Here is a 12968-nt window from a genome sequence, read left to right on the forward strand (position 1 = left end):
TGCCCCCTCTTGGCCTGAAGGCCAATTCACCCCGGAGGATATTTTTGAACAGATGATGACGGAAGATGTCAGTCTGATTTTGGCCAGGTGTCGATGATCTGAATTGCCTCTTCGGCGGTTTCGACGAAGCGGAACAGGTTTAGGTCTTCAGCACCGATGGTGCCTGCCTCGGCCAGTGCCTCCCAGTTGATGATCTTTTCCCAGAAATCCTTACCGAACAGCAGGAAGGGGACGCGTTTCATCCTGCCGGATTGAATGAGGGTCAGGCTTTCAAACAGCTCATCCAAGGTGCCAAAGCCACCGGGGAACACGCAGATCGCGGCGGCGCGCATCAGGAAGTGCATTTTGCGGATCGCGAAATAGTGGAAGTTGAAGCACAGATCTGGCGTGACATATTCATTCGGCGCCTGTTCATGCGGCAACACGATATTGAGGCCAATGCTTTGCCCTCCGGCATCTTGCGCCCCGCGATTGCCTGCCTCCATCACGCCGGGGCCGCCGCCGGTGATGATCACGTTTTCGCGGCCATAGGTGGTCATCGAGCGTTCGGTCATGATGCGGGCGAAGTTGCGCGCTTCGGTGTAGTACTTCGTCAGGTCTGCGAGCGTTTTTGTGCGGGCCTGATCCTTGTTGACCGGATCGGGAATCCGCGCTCCGCCAAACAGCACTATGGTCGATTCGATGCCGCGTTCGTCCATCACCAATTGCGGCTTCAACAACTCAAGCTGAAGCCGCACCGGCCGCAGATCTTCGCGGCACATGAATTCATTATCGGCATAGGCGAGGCGGTAAGCCGGAGCGCGGGTTTGCGGGGTGTCGGGAATCTTGTGCGAAGCCTTCACGTCTTGCTGGCTGTCGCGAAACGGGTGCTTGCGGACGTCTTCTTTCATCGGCTTTCCTTGCGGGGCGTTGCGTGCTTATGTTCCTCCGTCTATAGGCTTGGGGCAGGCCTGACCACCGCAAAGGATGACGAGATGAGCAATGCAGCGCTGGAGACCGCGATTGAAGCCGCATGGGAGGCGCGCGACAGCATCACAATCACCACCAAAGGGGAGGTGCGCGACGCGATTGAAGCGACCTTGACGGCGCTGGACAGTGGCAGTCTGCGGGTTGCCGAGAAGCGCGGTGCAGATTGGCATGTCAACCAATGGGCCAAGAAAGCGGTTCTGTTGTCGTTCCGCCTGGCGGATATGTATGAGATTTCCGGCTCCAACGGTGGGTCGAACTGGTGGGACAAGGTTCCGTCGAAGTTTCAGGGCTGGCGCGAGGCGGATTGGCGAAAGGCCGGGTTTCGCGCTGTGCCGGGGTCAATCGTGCGGCGGTCGGCCTATATTGCGAAGGGCGTGGTGCTGATGCCGTCTTTCGTCAATATCGGGGCTTATGTTGACGAAGGCTCCATGGTGGATGGCTGGGCGACGGTCGGGTCTTGCGCGCAGATCGGGAAAAACGTGCATCTGTCGGGCGGGGTTGGCATTGGCGGTGTGTTGGAGCCGATGCAAGCCGGACCGACCATCATTGAGGATAACTGTTTCATTGGCGCGCGGTCCGAGGTGGTGGAAGGCTGCATTATCCGCGAAGGCTCGGTTCTGGGGATGGGAGTTTTTATCGGCCAGTCCACCAAGATCCTTGATCGCGATACCGGGAAGGTGAGTTATGGCGAGGTTCCGGCAGGGTCGGTTGTTGTGGCAGGCTCGATGCCGTCGAAAGGCGGGGTGAATCTTTATTGTGCGGTGATTGTGAAGAAGGTGGATGCGCAAACGCGATCCAAAACGTCGATCAACGAGTTGCTGCGCGATTGATCGGGGGTCTACCCCCGGTTCGGCTTTGGGAGGAGCCTGATATGTTTGCCAAAGACCATGTTGCTTACGAAGCACTCCCGTTGCCCGACCGGGCGGAGCTGAGTGACGCGCAAATGCTGGCAGAGGCGCGGGCCTTTTATGACCATCTGAAACGTCGCCATTCGGTGCGGGAGTTTTGTGACCGTCCCGTCGCGCGAGAAGTGATCGAGGAATGCGTGCGCGCGGCAGGCACGGCCCCTTCCGGCGCGAACCATCAACCTTGGCATTTCGTCGCCATTGCCAACCCCGAGATCAAGCACAAGATCCGGCTGGAGGCGGAGGAGGAGGAGCGCAGGTTCTATGAAGGCGGCGGTGGCGATGAGTGGTTGAAGGCGCTGGAGCCGATTGGCACCAATGAGGAAAAGCCGCATCTGGACCTGGCGCCCTGGTTGATTGTGGTGTTCGGCCAGCGCTGGGGTCAGTTTGACGACGGCACGCGGTTCAAGAATTACTATGTGCCGGAAAGTGTGGGGATCGCCACGGGGTTCCTGATTGCCGCCCTGCACCGGGCAGGGTTGACGGCGCTGACCCATACGCCGAACCCAATGAAGTTCCTGAACGGGTTGCTGCAACGCCCGGATTCGGAAAAGCCGACAATGATCATCGCGGTTGGCCATCCAGCGGCGAATGCCACGGTGCCACGGGTTGCCAAGATCAAGAAGCCGATGGAGCAAATATTGACGGTGGCGGAGTAGCGGTTAACCTTTTGCCAGATCATCCATCTTGCGGGCGAGTTTCACATCAAGTTCCGTCAATCCGTTGGCATCATGGGTGATCAGCACCACGGCAACGGTCTTGTAGCTGTTGGACCATTCGGGGTGATGGTTCCACTTTTCAGCCCAAAGTGCTGCGCGGGTCATGAAGCCGAATGCCTCGATGAAGTTGCGGAATATGAAGGTCTTGCGGATGGCATCGCGATCGGCGACCAGTTCCCAGCCGCTTGCAAAAAGCGGAGCGAGGGCGCAACGGTCGGGAAGTTTCTCTACCTTCATTCGGGTTTTTTCGGGATCAACGCATCGTCGGCGGCATCGGCGCGCAAGCGGGCGGGACGGTCCTTGATCCGATTCCAATAGCTGCGCAATGCTTCGGTTTCGGGGATGGTGCCGAATTGCAGACCCCAGCCGATTTGAGAACCGACATAGACATCGGCGGCGGAAAACCGATCACCTGCTATGAACTTTGTTTTGGAAACCGCCGTATCCAGTGCCTGCATCGTCTGGTCGAAATTGCCGTAGCCGATGGTGCCTTCCCGCTCTGCCGGGAATTTGACGCTGAACGCCTTGTTGGTGACGGCATGCTCCAGCGGGCCTGCGGCAAACAGCATCCAGCGGTAAAAGGAAGCGCGGTCCTCACCCATCATTCCGGCATCCGGAAACGCATCGGCAACATAGAGGCAGATCGCGGCACATTCCGTCACCACCTTGCCATCATGCACCAGCGCCGGAACTTTGCCCATCGGGTTGATCGCCAGATACTCCGGTGCTTTCATCGTGGTGCCGTAGTCGAGATATGTGACCTCATAGGGTTGGCTGAGCTCTTCCATCATCCAATGCGCGATGCGGCCGCGTGACATTGGGTTGGTGTAAAGGGTCAGGGTCATCGGATCCTCCTTCGGTTTGCGATATCTTGGCGGTTCGATTTATTTTGGCGCTGTGCTGGCGGATTGTCACCCGGAATCAGCGCTGAGGCGAAACGGGCCATAGGCAGTCATAACCTCGATATCCTCCGCCATAGCGTTGCGTTCAGCGTCGAGATAGTCGGCAACGGCGCGGGCGAAACCGTCGTTGGCGATCCAGTGCAGCGAATGGATTGGTGTCGGGAGATAGCCGCGGGCGAGTTTGTGATCGCCCTGCGCCCCCGCCTCCACCCGCTTCAATCCATGTGCGATGGCCCAATCAATCGCGCGGTAATAGCACAGTTCGAAATGCAGGCAGGGGTGATCTTCCACACAGCCCCAATAGCGACCGAACAAGGTATCGCGGCCAATGAAGTTGAGCGCGCCCGCAACCGGGCGATCCCCCGCAAATGCCATGACCAGCAATGTGTCATCACGCATATGGCTGTGAAACTCCGTGAAGGCGGCGCGGGTCAGATAGGGTGTTCCCCATTTTCGTGCGCCGGTGTCCTGATAGAACTGCCAGAACGCATCCCAATGGGCGGGCAGCAGCGCATCACCCGTCAGCGTCTGAATGGTCAGACCTGCCGCATTGGCGGTGTCCCGTTCCTTTCGGATGGCTTTGCGCTTGCGCGAGGAAAGCCGGGCAAGAAAATCATCAAATGTTGCGTAACCCTGATTGATCCAGTGAAATTGCTGCGTGATGCGATGCATCAGTCCCATTTCGGCTCCGAGGCGCGCTTCATCCTCGGTGCAAAACGTGATGTGGAGCGAGGAAAGTCCGTTCTGTTCCGCAGTCTGGATAGCCCCTGCTATCAGGCCCTTCGCGCCAATCTCCTCCTGTCCCGGCAGGGTCAGAAAGCGGCGACCGCTGGCGGGCGTGAACGGCACCGCAACTTGCAGTTTGGGGTAATATTTGCCGCCCGCACGTTCGAACGCATTGGCCCAATTGTGATCAAAGATATATTCGCCCTGACTGTTGGTTTTGACGAAAAGTGGCATCGCGGCGATGGTTTTCCCAGCCTCGCGCAGGATCATCGGGCGGGCTTGCCAACCGCTGCGCACGCCAATCGAACCGGAGCTTTCCAGCGCCATCAGAAAGCGATGGGTTGTGAACGGGTCGAGTGGCCGTCCGCTCGCTCCTTCCGGGCAGGCAAGCGCATCCCATTCGCGTGCCGGAATGTCCGCAAAATTTGAAAGCAGGGATATTTCAAGCTCTGCCATATAAACCTTCGTGCCGGGTTGCCCCCTCGGCAGATGGGGCCGTTCCGCCGCTCGTCAAGCCGGAATCTTGGCGAGGTATCTTTCAAATGTGATGTTTTGCGCATGTTCACGGGCTTTTGCTTCGGCTTTCGCTGATCGGATGGTCCAGCACAGAATCGCCGCACCTTCATTGCGCAACTCAGCGACGCGCGGACGCGCGAGGTCCGCCGCCTCGTGAGAGATGAAGCTGGCGCCTGCGTGATCATAATCCGGAATCCCCCGCAACCGCTCGCAGGTCGCGGGGGCGATGGGCTGCCATTCGGCAGGATCGAAGGAGGAGGTGACAAGCCCGCGCGGGATGTCCGGGCAAAGCCGCGCCATCGTGATCACCGAATTCGGGTTGAACGACATCAGGGCGACCGGGCCTTTGTATTCTGCAAGTGCTGCTGCGGTCGCCGCTTCCAGCTTTCCATCGGTGGGGCCAAGTTGACCCTGCTGGTCCTTGATCTCGATCAGCAGAGGCGTGCGACCCGCCACCAGCGCCAGCACTTCCGTCAGGCTGGGGATGGTTTCCGAGCCGCCACGCAGGGGGATATAGGCAAGCTCCGCCGAGGAGCGTTGGTTCAGCAGCCCGGTTTCCATCGTCAACCGGTCCAGCACCTCGTCGTGAAACACCATCGCTTGACCGTCGCGGGACAATTGCAGATCAATTTCAATGCCATAGCCCTTTTCTATCGCCGCAAGTATTGCCGCGCGAGAGTTTTCGGGGCGACCGTCATTGACATCATGCAAAGCCCGATGGGCAATGGGTTTGGTCAGGAAATCGGGGTGCAGATTGGCAGGCATGGGAGTTCACTTTTGATCGGCGGGAGAGGGGAGACGTTGCCTGATTGGCAACGCCGCTTGTCACCGGGAATTTGCCCTGCGATGCAACAACAAGGCGTTGTTGGCCCGGAAATTACTTCGTCTTGATTTGAAAGATGCCTTCGATTTCAACGGCCACGCCCAAGGGCAATGAGGCAGCAGACACCGCAGACCGTGCGTGACGCCCGGCATCGCCCAGAATTTCCACAAAGAAATCCGAGGCGCCGTTGATCACCTTGGGTTGGTCAGTGAAATCCGGCGTCGAGTTGACAAAGCCGGTCAACTTCAACACTCGGGTCAGGCGCGAAAGATCGCCTCCGCAAGCCGCTTTGACCTGCGCCAGAAGCGAGACGGCGCAGCGTTGCGCGGCGGCGGCGCCTTCTTCGACGCTCATCGTGTCACCCAGACGCCCCTTGATAAGGCCATCCGGGCCTTGGCTGATCTGACCGGAAACGTAAAGCGTGCCGCCATCGGCAACGAAGGGAACATAGTTTGCTGCCGGGGCGGGGGCGTTGGGCAGGGTGATGCCGCGTTCAGCGAGGCGGGAATCGATTGTCATAGTTTATCCTTCTGACTTAGCATTGGCCAAAACTTTCGCGCATGTTAACGGGTTTTGTCGCGTTGGTGAATTGGAAATTGGAACCCCAGCGAACCGGATTTCAAATACCACGGTGGCATTGGACGATTTTGGGGTCATCGCCTCAGGTTTCGCGAAAAGCACGGGCGAAGTAGTCGGTAAAGGGTTTCAGCAGATAAGCCAGCGGTGTGCGGTCGCCGGTGCGGATGAAAGCCTCGACCGGCATGCCGGGGATGATCTTCAGGCCAAGTTCGGACAGCTTTGCAATCTCGCCCTCATCGGGCACGATTTCGGCGCTGTAATACGGTTGCTGTGTCCGTTGATCGGTCAGCGCGTCCGGGGAAACGAGCGTGACATGGCCTTTCAACTCTGGCGTGGTGCGCGACGAGAAGGACGAAAACACCAGCCGTACCTCTTGTCCCACATGCACCTGATCAATATGGATCGGTGGCACCTGCACGTTGATCACCAAGGGGCGATCCTGCGGGATAATGTACATCAAGGGGTCGGCAGGGCGCAGCACGGCTTGCGGTGTCGTGACCTGCAATCCGAGGACGATCCCGGACACCGGTGCGACGATATCCAGCCGTTGAATCTTTTCGATCAATGCGCGGCGGCGTTCTGCCAGTTCCAGTTCACGGTAGCCGATATCGCGCAATTGGGTACTTGCTTCCTCACGCCGGGTCGCTGCGAGTTTCAGCACCTCGATGTCGCTTTCGGTCATCCGGCCCTCGGATTGCGCGCGATTGGCGGTAAGTTCACCCCTCTGGCCTGCCAACCGCGCATCTTCGCGCTGAAGCGCCAGAACGCGGCTTGCCTGAGCCAGACCCTTGTTGAGCAGTTCCTGCTGCGCCGCAAGCTCCTGCCCGATCAGGTTGAGTTGCTGCGTCAGGGCGTTGGATTGCGCGTCGATGCCGGTGATCTGGCTCGCGATCTGACCTTTGCGCTTGGCCAATTGGTCGACCTGCTGTGCCAGTGTGTCCTTGCGCGCGTCAAACAGCCGACGTTGCCCCTCCATTAGTTCCGCAACATCGGCGCGCTGGGCCGCAATGGTGATCAGTTCTGGCGCGAAGGTGATTTCACCCTTGTCGTCGCGTTCCGCCTCCAGCCGGCCACGGCGCGCGAGAAGTTCAAAAAACTGGCCTTCAACAATCGCAAGCTCAGATTTCAGGGCGGAGCCGTCGAGGCGAACCAGCAAATCGCCCGCCTTCACGGGCTGACCTTCGGTGACATGAATCGAGGCGACACTGCCACCATCAAGGTGCTGTACCACCTGACGATTCTGTTCCACTTCGATCCGACCATTGGCAACAATGGCACCGCTGAGCGTTGTCATCACGCTCCATCCGCCCAGACAGACGACAAGCAGAAACAGCGTAACAAGACCGACAGCCACCGGGCGGCGCACCGACCACGCGTTTTCGGGCGTTGTCGGCTTAGCTGCTGCAGATTTCAGCAGGCCGGTTGCTTGCGGCGCAGGCTTGGGTTCCGTCTGTATTGGATCGGTCTTTGTCAGCGCGGTCATGCGACGCCCCCCGGCCCGACGGAGCGGGTGATTTCATTGTGGTTCTTTATAATCTCGCGCAGCACCTGATCACGCGGACCAAAGGCGCGCCGTCCGCCGTCCTCCAGTACCAGAAGCGTGTCGCATTCCTGAATGGCTGCGGGTCGATGCGCCATGATCAGCACCGAATCACCCGCCGCCTTCATCGCCCTGATCGCCTGATTCAAGGCGAGCGAGCCGTCGTTGTCGAGATTGGAGTTCGGTTCATCCAGCACCAGAAGCACCGGATCGCCGAACAAGGCACGCGCAAGGCCGATCCGCTGGATCTGTCCCCCCGACAACCGGCCACCGATAGACGAAACGCGGGTGTCATAGCCGTCGGGGAGTTTCACGATCATGTCATGCGCGGCAGCGCGGCGGGCCGCCTCGACGATTTTGGCGGGGTCCGGGTTTTCTTGCAGGCGCGCGATATTCTCGGCGATTGTGCCATCAAACAGTGCCACCCGCTGTGGCAGATAGCCGATGTAGCTGCCCAGAACATCCTGATCGTATTGGTCCAGCGTCGCACCATCGAGGCGGATCTTGCCGCCCGCAGGTCGCCACACCCCGATCAAGGCCCGCGCCAGTGTCGATTTGCCGGAACCAGACGGTCCGATGATGCCCACGGCTTGCCCCGGTTCGACATTGAATGACACCATGCGCAGGACGGCTTGCGTGGCACCCGGCGGAACCACGGTCAACTGGCTGATCTCAAGCTGCGCGCGCGGGCGCGGCAAGGCAGTGCGCGGCGGTTCCACCAACTGCTCTGACAGCAGGATCGAAAGCCGTGCCCAGCCTTCCTGTGATCTTTGCACCAGCGCCCATTGGCCGACCAGCGCCTCAATCGGGGCCAATGCGCGACCCAGAAGGATCGAGCCTGCAATCATCGCGCCCGCCGTAAGCTCCCCGTGCAGGACAAGATAGGCACCGGCGCCGAGCATTGCCGATTGCAGGAAAAGCCGGAATGTCTTGGAGGAAACAGTGAACACGCCGCCAAGATCAGACGCCTTGATGCTGGCGGCGAGGGCCATGCTTCGGGCTTTTTGCCAGCGGTTGAAACCGGCACCCGACATGCCAAGAGCCTGCACCGTTTCGGATTCAGATTTCAGGTTGTCGGCCAGGCGTTCCGCCATGGTGGAGGTTTGGTTTGCCTGATGCAAAGGAGCCTGCGTCAAGCCACGGTTCAGGAAGGTGATGCCCACAATACAGGCACCCCCCGCAATGGCCAGCCACCCAAGCAACGGGTGGAAAACGAAAATTGCCGCGACAAAGATCGGAGTCCATGGAATGTCAAAGAATGCCAGATGAACGGGCGAAGACACAAAGCGTTGTATCGCCTCCAGGTCGCGTTGCGCGATCAGCGCATTCGGATCGTTCGGGGCAATCGTCATGCGGCGGATCGCCGCCTGAAACACCCGTTTATCCAGTGAATCCTGAAACCGTGCGCCCAGTCGCGCGATGATGCGATTGCGGGCGTGGTCCAAAAACCCCATCGCAACGAACAAGACAGCGACCAGCAAGGAAAGTGCCAGAAGCGTGGCTTCGGATTGGCTGCCCAACACACGGTCATAGACTTGCAACATATACAGCGGGCTTGTCAGCATCAGCAAATTCACGAAAAAGCTGAAGACGAATATGACAACGTAAAGTGATCGGCTCTGACGCTTGATCTCGGCAAGCTCACTCAGGCCATGACGGTTTTCCTTCGGGCTCATTCGGTTTGGTCCTCAATTACCGTCGACGTGATGTTTCTTCCTGCTACCGAACTGGTGTTGAGATGGTTCTTACGGAAGTAGAAATAAGTGAGATCATCGGAAAGCAACTCCTCCGTGTGTAGCATAGAAAATCGACCGGATTGCAGGTCAATTTCCACCGAAGATACCGAGAACTTCCTTAAGAATTCGGTCCGCAAGGGCATCCTCATTGTTCTGGTTCTGGGGCACCGGGTTCTGCGCCGGGGCGTATTGCTGCGGTGACTGCGCCTGATAATCCTGTGGTTGCGCCTGACCCGGTGGCACGCGCGGTTCCGGCACCAACAGCGGCAACGGTCGAACCGGGAGCCCGTCATGGACCCGGACCATCACCTCATGCCAGATTTCGGCAGGCAAGCCGCCACCGGTCACGCCGGTAAGCGGGGTGTTGTCGTCATAGCCCATCCAGACACCGGCAACATAATCCGCCGTGAAGCCGATGAACCACGCATCGCGCGCCGCCGAGGTGGTGCCGGTCTTGCCCGCCGCAGGCCGTCCTTCCAGCCGCGCGCGCCTGCCGGTGCCTTCCTCGACGACCTTGCTCATCATGTAGGTCAGGTATTTTGCGGCGGTTTCGGAAATCACCCGCTCTCCGATGCCGCCGTCCTGACCCAACAGCGGTTTGTCATCCTGCTTCAGACGCAGATCAACCAGACCGTAGGGCCTCACGGATGACCCGCCGTTCAGGATGCCCGCATATGCGCCGGTCATTTCCAGCAAAGACGATTCCGACGCACCAAGCGCCAGCGCCGGGCCTGCGGCAAGGTCGCTTTCGATGCCGAAATCGGATGCAACCTGGCGCACCACATCGCGGCCAACCGCTTCGGATATTCGCACGGCAGCGGTGTTGACGGATTCCTCCAGTGCCTTGGTCAAGGTGATCAGTCCCAGATACTTCTTGGTGTAATTCTGGGGCGAATACGGACCGGAGCCTTTGACATTGATCGTCAGGGGACGGTCTTCGACGAAATCGGCCGGGGTATAGCCAAGGTCCATTGCGGCCGCATAGACAAACGGCTTGAACGCGGAACCGGTCTGCCGCTTGGCCATCGTCGCGCGGTTGAAACTGCCGGGGGGCGCAGGATGGCGACCGCCGACCATTGCGCGCACCGCCCCATCGGCGGACATCACGATGATCGCGGTTTCGACCTTGGAGCCGTCACGCAGTTTCACATCCAGAACGTCATGCAGCGCCGATTCGGCGGCGCGCTGGATGCGCTGATCCAGCGTTGTGCGCATGATCACGTCTTCGGTGGTATCACGGGTCAGGAAATCCGGCCCTTCGCCCATCACCCAATCGGCGAAATAGCCGCCCGCGCGCGCCTCCGCCGCTTTGGACAAAGTGGCAGGGTTGCGGATGGCAGCCTCATGCTCGGCCATGGTTAGGTAGCCTTGCTCCTGCATCAGGTCCAGAACCACGCGGGCGCGGTCCTGCGCGCGTTTGAGGTTGTTGGTCGGGGCGTAGGTCGACGGCGCTTTTAGCAGGCCAGCCAACATCGCAGCCTCAGCAGCATCCACGTCCTTGGCGGATTTTCCGAAATAGCGTTGCGCTGCCGCCTCAAAGCCGCGGGCACCCGCACCCAGATAGGCGCGGTTGAAATAGATGGTCAGAATGTCTTCCTTCGAATATTTCGCTTCCAGCGCGAAGGCAAACGGCACCTCACGGATTTTCCGTTTCAGTCCACCCTGGCGGCAGTCCGCCTCATAATCCGCTTCGGATTTCCATTGTGATGGATCATAGCGCACACCAAGACACAGCAGTTTCGCCACCTGCTGCGTGATGGTGGAGCCGCCATTGCCCTGCAACGGCCCGCGCCCTTCGCGCATGTTGATGCGGATCGCACTCGCGATACCGCGCGGAGAAATTCCGAAATGGTGGTAGAATCGCTTGTCCTCGGTCGCGACCACCGCGTCATGCAGATATTTCGAAACGGTGTCGGCGGAAACAGATCCGCCGAAGGTTTCGCCTCGCCAAGCGAAAACCTTGTCGTTGCGGTCCAGCAGGGTCACCGACCCGCGCGCCCGCGCATCCAGCAGGTTGTCGAGCGGCGGCAGTTGCGCATAAAAATACCCCGTCACAATCAAAACGATCAAGGTGACGACCGCGCCAATGCGCCAGGCAAAGCCCCAGACGATCCGCCAGATCAAGCCGACGAATGATGCAATCCAGCCGGAAATGCCGCCACGCCGTGTCCTTTTCGGTGCCGCGCGTTTTTTCGTTTTATTGCGTTTTGGTGGCGGGCTGGGCGGCCTGCCCCCGGTCGGGGATCTGTAGCGCCGATCCGCCACCATCGGCGTTGGGCCTTTGCCTGTTCTGCTCATCCGCTCTGCTTTCGTGTTTTCACGCATTGTTGCCGCGCAGAATAACCTGCCTGCGCGTGATTGTGGAGGGTTAAGGCGACCTCGCCGCGCGTGTTTTGTGACGAATATTTAGTCATTTCGTCCTGAATGCACAAATATTATGCGTTTATGCACTTTTTTCACCACCGTAATGGCTCGTTTGCTTGTGCTGCACCTGCAAAGTGATCCTCGCTAACGTCAGTTCAGCGGAAAAAGGGAATAATGATGAAAAACCGGATTATTCAGATGGTGCTCATCGGGTGTGGCGTTGCTTTCGGCGCACCTGTATTGGCGCAGGACGCGGAGCCTGTTGTCAACAATGCCTTCATCTTCAACACGTTGCTGTTCCTGATCGGGGGCTTTCTGGTGTTCTGGATGGCGGCAGGTTTCGCCATGCTGGAGGCGGGTTTGGTTCGATCCAAGAACGTCACGATGCAATTGACCAAGAATATCGCGCTGTTTGCGATTGCGGCGGTCATGTATTGGCTGGTCGGCTACAAGCTGATGTATCCGGGCGATGGATGGATCATCCCCGGCCTGATCGGGCAGTTTGCCCCTGCATCGATTCAGGGTAAGATTGCTGCGGATGCCACCGTCTCCACCGCGTCGGATTTCTTTTTTCAGCTGATGTTCTGCGCTACGACAGCCTCAATCGTGTCGGGGACGCTGGCAGAGCGGATCAAGCTGTGGCCCTTTCTGGCATTCACGGTTTTGATGACCGGATTTCTGTACCCGATCAGCGCATCATGGCAGTGGGGGGGCGGCTTCCTGTCATCCGCTGGTTTCCATGATTTTGCCGGCTCAACGCTGGTTCATGGTGCCGGTGGGGCGGCGGCTTTGGCGGGCGCGCTGATCCTTGGGCCGCGTCTGGGAAAGTTCGGCAAAGGCGGGCGCGTGAACCCGATGCCGGGGTCCAACCTGGCGATGGCCTCGTTAGGGACGTTTATCCTGTGGATGGGTTGGTTTGGTTTCAACGGTGCGTCACAGCTTGCGCTTGGCACCGAAGCGGACGCCAACGCCGTAGCGATCATCTTTGCCAACACCAACATGGCCGGGGCGGGTGGCGCGATTGCGGCTCTGGTTCTGACGCAACTCCTGTTTGGCAAGGTTGATCTGACCATGGTGCTGAATGGGGCGCTGGGTGGTCTTGTGGGGATTACTGCCGGGCCGCTTGATCCAACGCTGTTCGGCGCGCTTTGGATCGGCGCTGTTGGCGGCGGGATTGCGGTGGTCGTGG

Annotated in this window: 12 protein-coding genes; 3 read left to right on the forward strand and 9 right to left on the reverse strand. The window is 59.2% G+C overall.

All coding sequences use genetic code 11. The features are described 5' to 3' along the window. Positions 1–68 precede the first annotated feature (68 nt). Complete coding sequence (locus tag L0H65_RS05785; RefSeq protein ID WP_301457888.1) at positions 69–890, reverse strand: LOG family protein; 822 nt, start codon at positions 888–890, stop codon at positions 69–71. 84 nt (positions 891–974) lie between these two features. On the opposite strand from L0H65_RS05785, the gene dapD reads away from it, so the two are divergent. Together dapD and L0H65_RS05795 are read left to right on the forward strand one after the other, a co-directional pair. Further along, complete coding sequence (dapD, locus tag L0H65_RS05790; RefSeq protein WP_301457889.1) at positions 975–1799, forward strand: 2,3,4,5-tetrahydropyridine-2,6-dicarboxylate N-succinyltransferase; 825 nt, start codon at positions 975–977, stop codon at positions 1797–1799. 41 nt (positions 1800–1840) lie between these two features. After that, positions 1841–2533, forward strand: a complete 693-nt coding sequence (locus L0H65_RS05795) for a nitroreductase family protein (protein WP_301457890.1) — start codon at positions 1841–1843, stop codon at positions 2531–2533. 3 nt (positions 2534–2536) lie between these two features. On the opposite strand, the gene L0H65_RS05800 is transcribed toward L0H65_RS05795, so the two are convergent. The 8 genes from L0H65_RS05800 to L0H65_RS05835 all read right to left on the reverse strand — a co-directional run bounded on the left by L0H65_RS05800 (position 2537) and on the right by L0H65_RS05835 (position 11713). Then, positions 2537–2830 (reverse strand): 4a-hydroxytetrahydrobiopterin dehydratase, encoded by a 294-nt coding sequence (locus L0H65_RS05800; protein WP_301457891.1) that lies wholly within the window; start codon positions 2828–2830, stop codon positions 2537–2539. Continuing rightward, on the reverse strand, positions 2827–3438 hold the full coding sequence (locus L0H65_RS05805; RefSeq protein ID WP_301457892.1) for a glutathione S-transferase family protein: 612 nt from the start codon (positions 3436–3438) through the stop codon (positions 2827–2829). Before L0H65_RS05805 ends, L0H65_RS05800 begins: the two co-directional genes overlap by 4 nt. A gap of 66 nt (positions 3439–3504) precedes the next feature. After that, the gene (locus L0H65_RS05810) at positions 3505–4677 is read right to left on the reverse strand and encodes a GNAT family N-acetyltransferase (RefSeq protein ID WP_301457893.1); all 1173 of its coding nucleotides are present in this window, start codon (positions 4675–4677) and stop codon (positions 3505–3507) included. Between the two features lie 54 nt (positions 4678–4731). After that, entirely contained in the window at positions 4732–5502 is a 771-nt protein-coding gene (locus tag L0H65_RS05815; protein WP_301457894.1) for a glycerophosphodiester phosphodiesterase family protein, read from the reverse strand. A 112-nt stretch (positions 5503–5614) separates the two neighbouring features. Further along, entirely contained in the window at positions 5615–6079 is a 465-nt protein-coding gene (locus L0H65_RS05820) for a RidA family protein (protein WP_301457895.1), read from the reverse strand. A 142-nt stretch (positions 6080–6221) separates the two neighbouring features. Continuing rightward, entirely contained in the window at positions 6222–7622 is a 1401-nt protein-coding gene (locus L0H65_RS05825; protein WP_301457896.1) for an HlyD family type I secretion periplasmic adaptor subunit, read from the reverse strand. Next, the gene (locus tag L0H65_RS05830; RefSeq protein ID WP_301457897.1) at positions 7619–9355 is read right to left on the reverse strand and encodes a type I secretion system permease/ATPase; all 1737 of its coding nucleotides are present in this window, start codon (positions 9353–9355) and stop codon (positions 7619–7621) included. Before L0H65_RS05830 ends, L0H65_RS05825 begins: the two co-directional genes overlap by 4 nt. A 147-nt stretch (positions 9356–9502) precedes the next feature. Next, positions 9503–11713 (reverse strand): transglycosylase domain-containing protein, encoded by a 2211-nt coding sequence (locus tag L0H65_RS05835; protein ID WP_301457898.1) that lies wholly within the window; start codon positions 11711–11713, stop codon positions 9503–9505. A gap of 264 nt (positions 11714–11977) precedes the next feature. Here L0H65_RS05835 and L0H65_RS05840 point away from each other — a divergent pair. Further along, positions 11978–12968 (forward strand): ammonium transporter (locus tag L0H65_RS05840; protein WP_301457899.1); only part of this gene is annotated, 991 nt, incomplete at its 3' end.

Source organism: Pseudorhodobacter sp. (genome assembly GCF_030452865.1).
Taxonomy (GTDB): Bacteria; Pseudomonadota; Alphaproteobacteria; order Rhodobacterales; family Rhodobacteraceae; genus Pseudorhodobacter.

Excerpts from the sequence above, each read along its gene's own strand:
- L0H65_RS05785 (WP_301457888.1), bottom strand. The coding sequence starts at position 890 with ATGAAAGAAGACGTCCGCAAGCACCCGTTTCGCGACAGCCAGCAAGAC.
- dapD (WP_301457889.1), top strand. The coding sequence starts at position 975 with ATGAGCAATGCAGCGCTGGAGACCGCGATTGAAGCCGCATGGGAGGCG.
- L0H65_RS05795 (WP_301457890.1), top strand. The coding sequence starts at position 1,841 with ATGTTTGCCAAAGACCATGTTGCTTACGAAGCACTCCCGTTGCCCGAC.
- L0H65_RS05800 (WP_301457891.1), bottom strand. The coding sequence starts at position 2,830 with ATGAAGGTAGAGAAACTTCCCGACCGTTGCGCCCTCGCTCCGCTTTTT.
- L0H65_RS05805 (WP_301457892.1), bottom strand. The coding sequence starts at position 3,438 with ATGACCCTGACCCTTTACACCAACCCAATGTCACGCGGCCGCATCGCG.
- L0H65_RS05810 (WP_301457893.1), bottom strand. The coding sequence starts at position 4,677 with ATGGCAGAGCTTGAAATATCCCTGCTTTCAAATTTTGCGGACATTCCG.
- L0H65_RS05815 (WP_301457894.1), bottom strand. The coding sequence starts at position 5,502 with ATGCCTGCCAATCTGCACCCCGATTTCCTGACCAAACCCATTGCCCAT.
- L0H65_RS05820 (WP_301457895.1), bottom strand. The coding sequence starts at position 6,079 with ATGACAATCGATTCCCGCCTCGCTGAACGCGGCATCACCCTGCCCAAC.
- L0H65_RS05825 (WP_301457896.1), bottom strand. The coding sequence starts at position 7,622 with ATGACCGCGCTGACAAAGACCGATCCAATACAGACGGAACCCAAGCCT.
- L0H65_RS05830 (WP_301457897.1), bottom strand. The coding sequence starts at position 9,355 with ATGAGCCCGAAGGAAAACCGTCATGGCCTGAGTGAGCTTGCCGAGATC.
- L0H65_RS05835 (WP_301457898.1), bottom strand. The coding sequence starts at position 11,713 with ATGAGCAGAACAGGCAAAGGCCCAACGCCGATGGTGGCGGATCGGCGC.